10 protein-coding genes are annotated in these 13557 nt (G+C 67.1%); 7 read left to right on the top strand and 3 right to left on the bottom strand.

The annotated features are described in order from the left end of the window. Positions 1-41 precede the first annotated feature (41 nt). Both J5T34_RS19850 and J5T34_RS19845 read right to left on the bottom strand, forming a co-directional pair. On the bottom strand, positions 42-1442 hold the full coding sequence (locus J5T34_RS19850; protein WP_208582210.1) for a sigma-54-dependent transcriptional regulator: 1401 nt from the start codon (positions 1440-1442) through the stop codon (positions 42-44). After that, positions 1439-3343 carry a sensor histidine kinase gene (locus tag J5T34_RS19845; RefSeq protein ID WP_208582208.1) on the bottom strand — a complete coding sequence of 635 codons (1905 nt, stop codon included), beginning with the start codon at positions 3341-3343 and terminating at the stop codon, positions 1439-1441. The genes J5T34_RS19850 and J5T34_RS19845 overlap by 4 nt, the downstream gene beginning before the upstream one ends. 318 nt (positions 3344-3661) lie before the next feature. On the opposite strand from J5T34_RS19845, the gene J5T34_RS19840 reads away from it, so the two are divergent. The 5 genes from J5T34_RS19840 to J5T34_RS19820 all read left to right on the top strand — a co-directional run bounded on the left by J5T34_RS19840 (position 3662) and on the right by J5T34_RS19820 (position 9726). Then, on the top strand, positions 3662-5002 hold the full coding sequence (locus J5T34_RS19840; RefSeq protein WP_208582206.1) for a dicarboxylate/amino acid:cation symporter: 1341 nt from the start codon (positions 3662-3664) through the stop codon (positions 5000-5002). A 152-nt stretch (positions 5003-5154) separates the two neighbouring features. After that, the gene (gltS, locus tag J5T34_RS19835; protein WP_208582204.1) at positions 5155-6348 is read left to right on the top strand and encodes a sodium/glutamate symporter; all 1194 of its coding nucleotides are present in this window, start codon (positions 5155-5157) and stop codon (positions 6346-6348) included. Positions 6349-6350: 2 nt separating this feature from the next. Then, on the top strand, positions 6351-7856 hold the full coding sequence (locus J5T34_RS19830) for a TAXI family TRAP transporter solute-binding subunit (RefSeq protein WP_347880676.1): 1506 nt from the start codon (positions 6351-6353) through the stop codon (positions 7854-7856). A gap of 335 nt (positions 7857-8191) precedes the next feature. Further along, positions 8192-8806 (top strand): type IV toxin-antitoxin system AbiEi family antitoxin domain-containing protein, encoded by a 615-nt coding sequence (locus tag J5T34_RS19825; protein WP_208582201.1) that lies wholly within the window; start codon positions 8192-8194, stop codon positions 8804-8806. Further along, positions 8803-9726: a nucleotidyl transferase AbiEii/AbiGii toxin family protein gene (locus J5T34_RS19820; protein WP_208582199.1), complete on the top strand. Its 924-nt coding sequence runs from the start codon at positions 8803-8805 to the stop codon at positions 9724-9726. Before J5T34_RS19825 ends, J5T34_RS19820 begins: the two co-directional genes overlap by 4 nt. Positions 9727-9756: 30 nt before the next feature. Here J5T34_RS19820 and J5T34_RS19815 read toward each other — a convergent pair whose 3' ends face one another. Continuing rightward, entirely contained in the window at positions 9757-10752 is a 996-nt protein-coding gene (locus tag J5T34_RS19815; protein WP_208582197.1) for a LysR substrate-binding domain-containing protein, read from the bottom strand. A gap of 168 nt (positions 10753-10920) precedes the next feature. Here J5T34_RS19815 and J5T34_RS19810 point away from each other — a divergent pair, with 168 nt between their 5' ends. Both J5T34_RS19810 and J5T34_RS19805 read left to right on the top strand, forming a co-directional pair. After that, positions 10921-11955, top strand: coding sequence for a tripartite tricarboxylate transporter substrate binding protein (locus J5T34_RS19810; protein ID WP_208582194.1), 1035 nt, complete (start codon positions 10921-10923; stop codon positions 11953-11955). 58 nt (positions 11956-12013) lie between these two features. Beyond that, positions 12014-13537 carry a UxaA family hydrolase gene (locus tag J5T34_RS19805; protein ID WP_208582192.1) on the top strand — a complete coding sequence of 508 codons (1524 nt, stop codon included), beginning with the start codon at positions 12014-12016 and terminating at the stop codon, positions 13535-13537. Positions 13538-13557 lie beyond the last annotated feature (20 nt).

The following is a 13557-nucleotide window of genomic DNA, read 5'->3' as shown; positions in this document are numbered from 1 at the left end:
GGCTTGCCGACGTGAACGGGCGTGCGCTCTGGGCTTCGAGTCTATTCCGCCTTCTCTCCAAGATACTCCCGCCGCTCGATCCCATGCCGATGCAGCTTGTCGTAGAACGTCTTGCGTGCGATGCCAAGCGATTCCAGTGTCGCCCGAACATTGCCGCCGTTTGCGGCGAGCGTGTCGCGGATCAGCTGCGCCTCGTAGCGGTCCATCCGTTCGGCCAGCGTGCCTTCGCCTGCGGCACCGCCTGACGTTGCAGTATCGGCGGCGGGAGCCGTCGGCAGCGTATGCACGCCGAGCACGAAGCGTTCGGCGAAATGCAGCAGCTCGCGCACGTTGCCCGGCCATGGGTGCGTGTTCAGATAGCGCCGTACCGCGTCGGTGACCGGCGGCGCCTCGCGCTGGAAGCGGCGCGCGGCCTGGCCCGTGAAGACCTCGAACAGCAGCGGAATGTCTTCGCGCCGCTCGCGTAGCGGCGGCATATACAGCGTGACGACATTCAGGCGGTAGTACAGGTCTTCACGGAAATCGCCACGGTGTGCGGGGTCGCCCAGATCGACCTTGCTGGCCGCGATGACCCGCAGGTCCACCGGCCGCATCTCGTTGGTGCCCAGCGGCGCGACGCTGCGGGTCTCGAGCACGCGCAGCAGCTTCAACTGCACTGAAGGCGGCATGCCTTCGATCTCGTCGAGAAACAGCGTGCCGCCGTTCGCGTGTTCGATGCGGCCGATGCGCTTGCGTTGGGCGCCGGTGAACGCGCCCGGCTCGTGGCCGAACAGCTCGCTCTCGATCACGCTCTCGGGCAGCGCCGCGCAGTTCAGCGCGACGAATTCGCCGGCGCTGCGCCGGCTCCAGCGATGCAGCGCGGTGGCCGCCATTTCCTTGCCGCTGCCGGTCTCGCCGACCACCAGCACATCGACGTCCGCATCCGCGATATGGCGGATGGTCTGGCGCAGCCGCTCCATCGCAGGCGTCACGCCGATCAGCGGCCACGCGCTTTCGGCCTGCGCCGCGGCATCCTGCAGGCGGCGGTTCTCGAGCACCAGCCGGCGCTGCTCCCACGCATGGCCGACGGCGGTCAGCAGGCGATGCGTGGCGTAGGGTTTCTCGAGAAAATCGTAGGCGCCGCGGCGCATCGCCTCGACCGCCTGCGCAATATCGCCATGCCCGGTGATGAAGATCACCGGCAGGCTGGCGTCGCGCTCCAGCACCCGCTCGAACAGTTGCAGACCGTCGAGCCCCGGCATCCGCATATCGGTGACCAGCACCTCCGGATAGCCATCGCGCAGGCTGTCGAGGAAGGATTGCGCACTGGCGTGCGCGTCGACCCGATAGCCGGCGAGCGTCAGGCTTTCGGCCGCGGCCGAGCGGACGTCGTGGTCGTCGTCGACCAGGGCTACCCGGCGCACCGGGCCCGGGCTGGCTTGCGCTTCGGTAGTTGGCGTCATTGGGCTGAATTCAGTGTGATGGTGAAGATCGCGCCGCCGCGATCGGCCGGGCGGCTATCCAGCGTGCCGCCGAAGTCGGCGACGATGTCGCGGCTGATCACCAGTCCCAACCCCATGCCTTCCGGCTTCGAGGTCGAGAAGGGCGTGAACAGCCGTTCGGCGATCTCGGGCGCAATGCCGGGGCCGTTGTCGGCGATCTCGATGCGCACGCGCGGGCCTTGCGCATGGAGGGCGATGTCGATCCGTGGATCGTCGCGTCCGGCGACGGCGTCGAGCGCGTTCTGCAGCAGATTGACCAGCACCTGCTCCAGCCGCAGCCGATCGGCCTGCACGCGCAGGCCGGTCGGGCCGGAGCGCGTCAGGGCCACCGGCTGCGTGCGCAGCCGCGGGCCGAGCAACAGCAGGGCGCCGTCGATCGCGGCATCGACCGGCGTCGGCTCGCGCGCGCCCGAACCCTTGCGCGCGAAGGCGCGCAGTTGTCCGGTGATGGCGCCGATGCGCTCGGTCAGCGCGCCGATGCGCGCGAGGCTCGAGCGCGCCCCCTCAGGCTGGCCGCGTTCCAGATAGCTGCCGGCGTTGTCCGCATAGCTGCGGATCGCCGCCACCGGCTGATTGATTTCGTGCGCAACGCCGGCGGCGATCTGGCCAAGGAAGGTCAGCTTGTTGGCCTGCACCAGCTCCTCCTGCGCGGCATGCAGCCGCAGCTCGGCCTGGCGGCGTTCCTCCATTTCCGCGCGCAGCTGATCGTTGGCCTGCTGCAGTTCCGCGGTGCGCGCCTGCACTCGCGCCGTGAGTTCGGCTCGGATCGCGGCCTGCTGGGCGTTATGCCGCTGCAGCCGGCGCCGCGCGTACATCGCGGTGGCGATGGCGAAATAAGCGAGCAGCAGCACCACCAGCGCCTGCGCCTGCATCCGTGCAGCGATGCCGGTCCGCTCGTCGCGGCTGGGCGCCAGCAGATGGAAGGTCCAATGTGTGGACGGCACGGGCAGCGCGACGTGGATATAGCTGTCGCCGGCCGGGTGTCCTGGCGCGTCGGCGCGCACCTCGTCACCGCTGGCCGGCGGTTTGCTTGCCGGCGTTTCCCCGGCCGCCGAGGCAAAGGACCGGATCGGCAGCGGGGCGAAGGTCGCATCGCCGAACTGCAGGCTGCGCCGCAACTGCTCGGCGGCCGTCTCGCCCAGCGGCACCAGCGAGCGGAAACGCCAGTCCGGCTCGCTGGTCAGCAGCACCACGCCGTCGCTGTTGGTAACGAAGACCGGTTCGGCCAGATGCGCCCAGTCCTCTTCCAGGCCGGGGAACTCGACTTTGACGACCACCACGCCGAGCGCCTGTCCGGCGGCATCGACCAGCCGGTGCGACAGGTACAGGCCAGGACGACGGCTGATGGTGCCCAGCGCAAAGTGCTCGGCGGCGCCGCTGGCCATCGCGCCCTGGTAGTAGGGGCGGAAGGCGTAGTTCTCGCCGACGAAGCTGTCGGGACCGCGCCAATTGCTCGAAGCGACCGTCAGACCGCGGCGGTCGACCGCGTAGATCACCGAGGCGCCGGTGCCGGCCGCCAGCGCTTCCAGCTTGCGGTTCAGCGCGGCAAGGCGCTGCGGGTCGGACGTTGTCAGCGCGTTCTTCACGTCGGGATCCTGCGCCAGCACGAACGGCAGCGCGCGATGCTTTTCCAGATCGCGCCGCAGCGTGGCGACGTTGAACTGCGCGGCCGTCAGCGCGCGCTGGGTGACGGCCGCGGCGGCCTCCCGATGCGCGGTCCGCTCGACCAGCCGCAGCACCGCGACGGTCAGCGCCAGCATCAGCAGCACCGCCAGCGCAACGCCCACAGCGGCGCGCCGCGACAGCGATCGACGCGCTGGCGTGTCTTCGGTCGGCAAGGTCGAGGTGGGCGGCTGGGCCATCGGCGGGGGAACGGGGTGGCGGAAGGGGAGTACGCGTATCGCGGGGTCCCATGTCGGGACCATGTGCGGCTCAAGTTGTGTGGATTTCCATACAAGCGGGCCGAATTCTATGTGGATTTCCACTCAATTGCCAGCGAAGCCACCGGCGCTTCTGAATTTTTTCTTTAAAGATCAACGACTTGTGAAAGCCATTTAGCTGGCACACGCATTGCGATAGCGGCTGGTCCGGCGCCGCATCCGCTCGGCCAGGATATTTCAAGAAACTCGCTACCGCGTGCGCCCATGGCGCCGGGCAGCCCATTGGCAGGGGACACCCGCATGATCGACACCCACACCGCCGCGGCCACGGCCGCGCAGCCTCGTCCGTTCTATCGCCATCTGTACGTGCAGGTGCTGGTCGCCATCGTCGCCGGCATCGCGCTGGGCCACTACTGGCCCGATATCGGCTCGAGCATGAAGCCGCTCGGCGACGGCTTCATCAAGCTGGTCAAGATGATCATCGCGCCGGTGATTTTCCTGACCGTGGTGACCGGCATCGCGGGCATGTCGGACCTGAAGAAGGTCGGTCGCGTCGCCGGCAAGGCGATGATCTACTTCCTGACCTTTTCGACGCTGGCGCTGGCGGTCGGCATGATCGTCGGCAACGTGGTCCAGCCCGGTCATGGCCTGCACATCGACCCGGCCTCGCTCGATTCGAACGCGGTGTCCGGCTACGTCGCCAAGGCCCACGATTCCACCATCACCGGCTTCCTGATGAACATCATCCCGACCACGGTGCTCAGCCCCATGGTCAATGGCGACATCCTGCAGGTGCTGTTCGTCGCGGTGCTGTTCGGCATCTCGCTGGCGCTGGTCGGCGAGCGTGGCAAGCCGGTGGTCGATTTCCTGCAGGCGGTCACGCTGCCGGTGTTCCGCCTGGTGTCGATCCTGATGAAGGTCGCGCCGATCGGCGCGTTCGGCGCGATGTCGTTCACCATCGGCAAGTACGGCATCAAGTCGGTGGCCAACCTGGCGATGCTGGTCGGCACCTTCTACCTGACCTCGCTGCTGTTCGTGCTGATCGTGCTGGGCCTGGTGGCGCGCTATAACGGCTTCTCGATCGTCAAGCTGATCCGCTATATCCGCGAGGAACTGCTGCTGGTGCTGGGCACCAGCTCGTCCGAGGCCGCGCTGCCGACGCTGATGCAGAAGATGGAACGCGCCGGCTGCGCCAAGTCGGTGGTCGGCCTGGTCGTGCCGACCGGCTATTCCTTCAATCTGGACGGCACCAATATCTATATGACGATGGCCGCGCTGTTCATTGCGCAGGCCTGCGATATCCATCTGTCGTTCGGCGATCAGATCCTGCTGCTGCTGGTGGCGATGCTCAGCTCCAAGGGCGCGGCCGGCGTGACCGGCGCGGGCTTCATCACGCTGGCGGCGACGCTGGCGGTGGTGCCCTCGGTGCCGGTCGCCGGCATGGCGCTGATCCTTGGCGTGGACCGCTTCATGTCGGAATGCCGCGCATTGACCAACCTGGTCGGCAACGCCACCGCCGCGATCGTCGTCGCGCGCTGGGAAGGCGAGCTGGACAAGGAGCAGCTTCGCAAGGCGATGGCGGGCGAGGCCGTCGCGCCGGCCGCGGCGGGCACGCCCGAGCTGACGCAGTCGGCGGCGTAGCCTTCGACAGCTTCCGACCCGAATGCCGGACGCGGTGAATCGCGTCCGGCATTTTTTTTGCGCATTGCGGTTCGCTTTTGCGGCGTCTATGCTGGCATGGATCCATACGCGTCACTTTTCCGCCGGCACTGGCGGGCAAGGGTGAGAACTCGATGCAGATTCGCCTCGATCCGGTCGCCTCGGTGCTGATCGCCGTACTGGTCCTGCTGCTCGGTACGCTGATCAATCGCCGGGTCGGCTTTCTGTCGCGCTACAACATTCCCGATCCGATCACCGGCGGCATCCTGTTCGCTGCAGCCGCGGCCATCGCGCAGGCGCTGTTCGACTTCCGCGTCGTCATCGATGCCGCCATCAAGCCGGTGCTGCTGCTGATGTTCTTTGCCGGTGTCGGCATGGCCGCGGACCTGCGCGCGCTGAAGCAGGGCGGCAAGGCGCTGGTCATTTTCCTGATCGTGCTGTTTCCCTATATCGCGGTGCAGAACGCCGTCGGCGTCGGCATGGCCAAGGCGATGGACCTGCATCCGATCTTCGGGCTGGTCGGCGGTTCGATCACGCTGGTGGGCGGGCACGGCACCGGCGCCGCCTACGCCGAGCGCTTCGCCGAGATCAACAATCTGCAGTCGGTGATGGAACTGTCGATGACGGTGGCGACGATCGGCCTGATCGTGGGCGGCATCATCGCGGGGCCGGTCGCGCAGTACCTGATCTCGCGATATCGCCTGCGTTCGGAGGGCGAGGACGAAGCGAGCGTCGCCGCCGAAGCCCATGGTTTCCCCATCACGACCGTCGCCGCGGTTGGCGCGCTCGGCGGCATCCTGGTGGCGGTAGTGGTCGGACGCTGGCTCGCCACGCTGTTCTCGGGCCAGGCCATCACCATACCGGGCTTCCTGTGGTGCATGCTGACCGGCATCGCGATCCGGAACCTGCTTCCCCTGGCCGGCGTGCGCTTCGACGACCGGCCGGCGGAACTGATTTCCAATGTGAGCCTGTCGCTGTTCCTGGTGATGACGATGATGGCGCTCGATCTGGTCGACGTGGCGCTGTCCGCGGGGCCGTTCCTGGCGATCATCGCGATGCAGGTGGTCTTTATCGTGCTGTACGTGGTGCTGGTCTGCTTCCGCTTCATGGGACGCGACTACGAGGCGGCGGTCCTGTCCGCCGCCTTCATCGGCTTCAATATGGGCTCGACCGCCACCGCCATGGCCAATATGCAGGCGATCACCGCCAAGCACGGGCCGGCACCGAAGAGCTTCGTGGTGGCGCCGCTGGCCGGCGCCTTCTTCGTCGACATCATGAATGCGTTCGTGCTGACGCTGATGCTGGCGATGCCGCTGATGGGAGGCTGACCGTGCGCCGCCTGTTTACCGCGCTGTTTGCCTTGATCCTCGCGTTGCTGCTGGCAGGGTGCCAACGCGGCCCCGACGCAGATACCCTGCGCAAGGATGTCGCCGCGCGTCTGGCGCAGGCGCTGCCGCCGGGAACCGTCGAACTGGCGGAGCTGCGGCGCCGTGGCTCGCAAACCGACCGGCGCGGACCGCCCGGCGAGCCACGGCGTGTCGTCTACTTCGACGCGGAACTGAAGCTCACGCGCGACTTCGACTTCGGTGCGTGGGATGCGCCCGGCGTCGCTGGCCTGATCTCCGCGTTAGGCGCGGCGCCCAAGGGCGTCCAGGGGATCGCGCTGGGCGGCAACAAGGCGGGCGACATCATCCGGGCGCACGGCGCCGCGGTGTATCGCGAGGAGAATGGCCGGTGGATGCCGGTGGTGACGGGCGGCTATCGTCCGGTCGCGGCGCCCGCCTATGCGGCCAGCGCACCGCAAGGCGCGGCGGCGATGCTCGAGGCCGTCCGCCGCATCGTCGAATCCGTGCCGGCTGAAGCCGCGCCGGAGCAGCACGCGATGATCACGCAGGAACTTGCCGCCGCGCATGCCAGCATCCGCGCCAGGCTCGCACGCGCCAGGCAGGGCTATCCGTTGGCCGCCGGGGCCGAGGGCGGGCAATACCTGCGCTTTGCCCAGGCCCTGGCCGCCAAACCCGGTACCCGCGTCGTGCCGCTGGTTACGCGCGGCGGCGACGAGAACCTGCGCATGCTGCGCCAGGGCAAGGCCTCGCTCGCGCTGGCGCAGGCCGACGCGGCGCTCGACGCTTATCGCGGCGACGGCGACTTCGTCGCGGAGGGACCGTTTACCTCGCTGCGCGCGGTTGGCAGCCTGTATCCGGAAGCCGTCCATGTGCTGGTTCGCGCCGATGCGGCCGTCAAGACGGTGGCCGAGCTGCGCGGCAAGCGCGTCGCCATTGGCGAGAAGGGCGGCGCATCGCAGCGGACGGCGCTGCGCGTCCTCGCCGCGCACGGCCTGCGGCCCACGGACTTCTCCGCGCGCGAGCTTGGCATCAGCGCATCGCTGGTCGCGCTTCGGCAGAACGAAGTCGACGCCGTGATCCAGATCATCGGCGTGCCGTCGGAAAGCATCCGCGACGCGCTTGCCGCGATCCCGCTGCGCCTGCTGCCGCTGAGCGAAAAGGCCGCCTCCTCGCTCGCCGATTCCGGCCGCGGTTACCTGCGCTATACAGTGCCCGCCGGCACCTATGCCAACCAGGCCGCCAGCGTTGCCACCATCGCGGTTGCGGCCCAATTGCTGGTGGCGGCCGACCTGTCCGACGCCGAGGTCGGCGCCATCGCGCGCAACGTGTACGCGCCCGGCGCGGACTTCACGGCCCGCGGCAGCGCCCAGGGCGCGCAGATCTCACCGGCCACCGCCACGCAGGGCTTGTCGGTGCCGCAGCATCTGGCGGCGGCCAGGGCGATCGAGGCGCTGGTCAAGGGCGGCGGGGCCGCGCGGCAGGGGAAATGATCGCCGGCCGGCGCACGACCCGACGGCCAACCATCGATCTATCCCTTGGACCGCCTCGTCTGCGCTCGCATGTCGTTGCGGAACGCCCGATGACCGACGCATATTCCGGCGCGCCTATCGATATCCGCCATTTCCTTGCGGGAACTGCCACTGTGGTCCCGGCTGACCTGTCAGCCTCGGGTGCGCCTGCGATACACAGGAGCCTCCGTCAACCACTGCGGCGCGGGTGTCTTGGCCCGGTCGACGCCACCCCAATGAAAATCCTCTGTTCACCCAAGCAAAAGGGTTACCATATGTCGGCAATTACGCGATTTTTGCCGACATCTGGTAACACCATGGTGACCCGCCAAACGACTCATCGCCAACGCGCCCTGGTACTTGTCCGAGATCGTGGCATCGCCCGCGCCCGTGACTTCAAGGCGGCAGGGATCCCGCTTGTTTACCTGAAGCGCCTGACCGACTCCGGTGACCTTGTCCGCCTGGGCCGGGGCCTTTACCAGGATGCTGAACACGTGGGAGTGAGTGCCGCTCACAATCTCGCGGAAGCCGCTCGTCTTGTCCCGAGCGGCGTGATCAGCCTCGTCAGCGCCCTTCGGTACCACGGGCTGACCACTCAGCTGCCGCACGCCGTGTGGATCACCATTCCCCACAAGGCCAGAGCGCCGAAAACCGAAGGCATCAAGCTCGAAATCGTTCGAGCCACCGGGGAGGCGCTGACCGCAGGTGTCGAACATTTCCGGATCGAGGGTGTCGCCGTACCGATTTATGGCATCGCCAAGACGATTGCCGACTGCTTCAAGCATCGACGCCATGTCGGTGAGGATGTGGCGATCGAAGCGCTGCGCAATGCATTGGAGCAAAGGCGGACCACGGCAAGCGAGTTGATGCAATTCGCCGCAATCAATCGCGTTGCCCGGCTGATGGGGCCCTACATCAAGGCGATGCTATGAACGCGAAGGCTTCTCGAAATTCTCCGGGGTCTATCAGAGCGAGGCTGCTCAACTACGCCAAGGAACGGGGTGACGACTATCAGCGCGTCCTGACCCGCTTTGCCATCGAACGTCTTCTCTATCGGCTTGGCCTGACGGATGCGGCGGAGCGCTATGTACTGAAGGGCGCCATGCTGTTTCTGACGTGGCCAGAGCAGATATACCGCCCCTCCGGCGATCTCGATTTGCTTGGCATGGGCGACCCTGACCCGGATGCCATCGTTGAGCTCTTCACCCAGATTTGCCGCGTGGACGCGCCAGACGATGGCATCGTGTTCGATCCGTCCACGTTGAAGGCCGAACCAGTGCGTGAAGCAAACAGATACCAGGGCGTTCAGTTGAGCTTGAAGGGCGAACTGGCAAAGGCGGTCATCCACGTGCAGGTGGACATCGGATTTGGCGACCATGTTTACCCGCCGCCGAAGCGCTGCACTTTCCCGGCCCTTTTGCCTGAGCTTCCGGCCGCCAACATCCTGATGTATCCGCCCGAAACCGTGGTGGCGGAGAAATTCGAGGCCATGATCCGCTTCGGTGAGGCAAACGGGAGGATCAAGGATTTTCACGATATCTGGGTCATGATCCGCACCTTCCCATTCGACCTGGCCAGCCTGATGGAGGCGGTCCGCGGGACGCTGCGGCGCCGGGAAACCGCGATTCCAACCGATATGCCGGTTGGCCTCACTGACGTGTTTGCGAAGATTGCCGAGGAGCGTGGCCTATGGACCGGTTTTCTTCGCCGAAGTCCGCCGAGCCTTCGACCGTCATCATTTATCGAGCTGCAGCAGGAACTGCGCCGTTTCCTCGAGCCTGTGATCGCCAAGCTGGCGGTTCCGGAGACGCCGAGCGGGCGGTGGGATCCCAATAGCGCTGCGTGGGGCTGAATACGCCCCGCAGGTCGACTGGCTGCCGGACTAGCTACCGGTTATTCGTCTGCGCCCGGTCCGCCTTGCCGGCTTCTCGCCCGAGCCCATCTCCGCAGCCGTCAGCCGCAGGCAATCGACCAGATGCGCGGCGCTGGCGCCCAGTCCCGTTTCCCGCGATGTCCGCAAGGTGATGATCCCCACCGGCGGCAACTCGATCGGCACGGCGATGTTGACGATGTCGAGCCTGCCCTCGCTGGCGAACTGTCGTGCCACCGAGCGCGCCAGGAAGCCGGCCGCGTCGCGCTGGGCGACGAAGGTCGATACCGCCAGATAGGACGAAGTCTCGATCCGGTCCGATGGCGGTTCCAGACCCTGCGCCAGGAACGCCTGTTCCAGCTTGACTCGCAGTGAGGCCCACGGTGGCGGCATCACGCAGGGCAGCTTCGCGAGGTCTGCCCAGCCCGGCTTGCGCTTGCCGGCCAGCGGATGGCCGGGCCGAACGACGGCGACCATCGGCTCGTTGTAGAGCGCTTCGGTGGCGAGGTCCGGCGCCGCGTAGCCGGGCTCGAGCCGGCCGACGATCAGATCGAGCTCGGACAACCGCAGCTTTGGCAACAGATGCGTCAGATCGCCTTCCTCGATCAGCACGGTGGCCTGTGCCGAACGCGATTTGAGCCGCGCAGTGGCGCCCGCCAGCAGAACCGGCAGCGCGGCGCCCATCGCGCCGACACGCACGCGTCCGGCGGCGCCGGTATCGACCGCTTCGATCTCCTCGCGCGTGCGATCGTATTGCGCCAGCACGCGGCGGGAGAAGCGGATCAGCGCTTCGCCGGCCGCCGTCGGTTCCGTGCCGCGGGTCGAGCGGGAGAACAGCACCAGGCCGAGCATCTTCTCGACCTCGGTCAGCGTCTTGGATACCGCGGGCTGGCTGATCGACAGGAATTCGGCGGTCTTGCCGAGATGGCGGAACTCGTCCAGCGCCACCAGCAGCTGCAGATGGCGTAGCTTGATATTGGAGCGCAGCGCGCGGTCGATATGGGGCATGCCGCGCAGTCTACCTCGTGGTCTACTTAACGCAAAGGTTATGAAGCAATGACGATATTGGATTGGATCGTTATGTCGTAGCCGGACACAATGCCGCCCATGGCGTTGCCTCGATGCGCGCCGGCCACCACCGCGGCCACCACCAATAACACAGTGCGAGGACGACAAATGAACCAAGGTTTCCCCACCAATCTCGCGCGCCGCCGTCTGATCCTGGGCGCCAGCGCGGGCGTTGCCACCGCCGCAGCCGCCGCGACCACCGGTACCGCCGGCATGCTGCTGGCCAGAAGCGCCAGCGCCGCTTCCTATCCCGAGCGGCCGATCACGTTCATCTGCCCATGGCCGGTCGGCGGCACCGCCGATCAATCGATGCGCGCGCTGTGCCAGGTCGCCTCGGGCATCCTGAAGCAATCGATCGTCGTCGAGAACCGCGCCGGCGCGTCGGGCATGATCGGCACCCGCGCGCTGGCACGCGCCAAGCCTGACGGCTACACCATCGGCCAGATTCCGATCTCGGTAACGCGCTTCTCGCAGCTGGGCATGCTGGAGATCGATCCGCGCACGGAGCTGACCTATCTGGCGCGCACCTCGGGCCAGACCTTCGGCATCGCGGTGCCGGCAAGCTCGCCCTACAAGACGCTGCAGGAAGTCGTTGCGGCGGCCAAGGCCAATCCCGGCAAGCTGACCTATGCGCACGCCGGCATCGGCGGCGCGACCCATGTCGGCATGGAGCAATTCGCGCTGGCGGCCGGCGTGCGTTTCAACGCGATCGCGTACAAGGGCGGCTCCGCCGCGCTGCAGGACGTGCTCGGCGGCCAGGTCGATCTGCTGGCCGATTCCAGCTCGTGGGCGCCGCATGTCGAATCCGGCAAGCTGCGCCTGCTGGCGACCTGGGGCGAGCAGCGGACGCCGCGCTTCAAGGACACGCCGACGCTGCGCGAGCTCGGCTACGACGTCGTCGTGGAAGCGCCCAACGGTATCGGCGCGCCCAAGGGGCTGGACCCGGCGATCGAGAAGCAGTTGCGCGATGCCTTCCGCGCCGCGGTGGCCAGCAAGGAATTCAGGCAGGTCGCGGCGCGCATCGACGCGCCGGTGATGTACCTCGACGGCCCCGACTACAAGAAGTACGTGGCGACGGTCTACGAGCAGGAGACCCAGCTGATCCAGCGGCTCAAGCTCAAGGAAATGCTGCAGCAGAGCTGATCCTGCGAGCCCGGACCATCATCGCCACCGCCACCGCCAACCACAGGAATTGCTCGACGTGAACGTCAATGCCGTCATCCGCCTGCACGCCAACGACAACGTGCTGATTGCGCGCCAGGACCTGGCGCTGGGGCAGCCGCTCGCCGAGATGGGCGTGCGCGCTCGTGCCCAGGTGCCGGCCGGCCACAAGATCGCCGCCTGCGCGATTGCGAAGGGCGAACCGGTGCGCAAGTACGACACCGTGATCGGCGTGGCGGACCGCGACATCGCGCCGGGCGAGCACGTGCATTCGCACAATCTGAAGCTGGTCGATTTTTATCGCGATCCGGCCTTCTGCAGCGATGTGCGGCCGGTCGACTATGTGCCCGAGGCCGAGCGCGCGACGTTCCAGGGCTTCGTGCGCGCGGACGGCCGCGTCGGCACGCGCAATTTCATCGGCATCCTGTCGTCGGTCAATTGCTCGGCCACGGTGATCCGGCATATCGCCGACCATTTCACGCGGGAGCGGCTGGCAGCCTATCCCAATGTCGATGGCGTGGTGGCGTTTGCGCATGGCACCGGCTGCGGCATGTCGTCGCCGAGCGAGCATTTCGATCTGCTGCGGCGTACGCTGGCCGGTTACGCGCGCCATCCGAACCTGGCCGGCGTGCTGATCGTGGGCCTGGGCTGCGAGCGCAATCAGGTCGCCTCGCTGGTCGAGTCGCAGCAGCTGGAGCCTGGCAGCCATCTGCATACGATGGTGATGCAGGACACCGGCGGCACGCGCGAGACCATCGCCGCCGGCATCCGGGCGATCGAATCGATGCTGCCGGCCGCGAACGCCGCCAAACGCCAGCCCGTCCCCGCCAGTCATCTGAAGATCGGCCTCGAATGCGGCGGCTCGGACGGCTTCTCGGGCATCACCGCCAATCCCGCGCTGGGTGCGGCGATGGACATCCTGGTGCGCCACGGCGGCACCGCGATCCTGTCCGAAACGCCGGAGATTCACGGCGTCGAATACATGCTGACGCGGCGCGCGGTCACGCCGGAGGTGGGCCAGAAGCTGCTCGACCGGCTGGCCTGGTGGGAGCGCTATACCGCCGGCCACAACGCCCAGTTCAACGGCGTGGTGGGCCACGGCAACCAGCAGGGCGGGCTCGCCAATATCTTCGAGAAGTCGCTGGGTTCTGCGATGAAGGGTGGAACCACGCCGCTGCAGGCGGTCTACGAATACGCGGAGCCGATCGACAAGGCTGGCTTCGTCTTCATGGATTCGCCCGGCTATGACCCGGTCGCGGTCACCGGCCAGATCGCCAGCGGCGCCAACCTGATCTGCTTCACCACCGGCCGCGGCTCGATGTTCGGCTCCAAGCCCGCGCCGACGATCAAGCTGGCCTCCAACACGCCGATGTACCTGCGCCTCGCCGACGACATGGACATCAACTGCGGCGTCATCGTCGATGGCGAACTGACGGTCGCCGAGATGGGACAACGCATCTTCGACCATATCCTGCGCACGGCCTCGGGCGAGAAGACCCGCAGCGAGCTGCTCGGCCTGGGCGACAACGAGTTCGTGCCCTGGCATATGGGCATCGTCAGCTGATCGGCCGCATCCTTTTCAAG

The sequence above is a fragment of the Cupriavidus gilardii genome, assembly GCF_017598945.1.
Taxonomy (GTDB): domain Bacteria; phylum Pseudomonadota; class Gammaproteobacteria; order Burkholderiales; family Burkholderiaceae; genus Cupriavidus; species Cupriavidus gilardii_E.
This window is presented reverse-complemented; position numbering and strand designations above follow the sequence as displayed.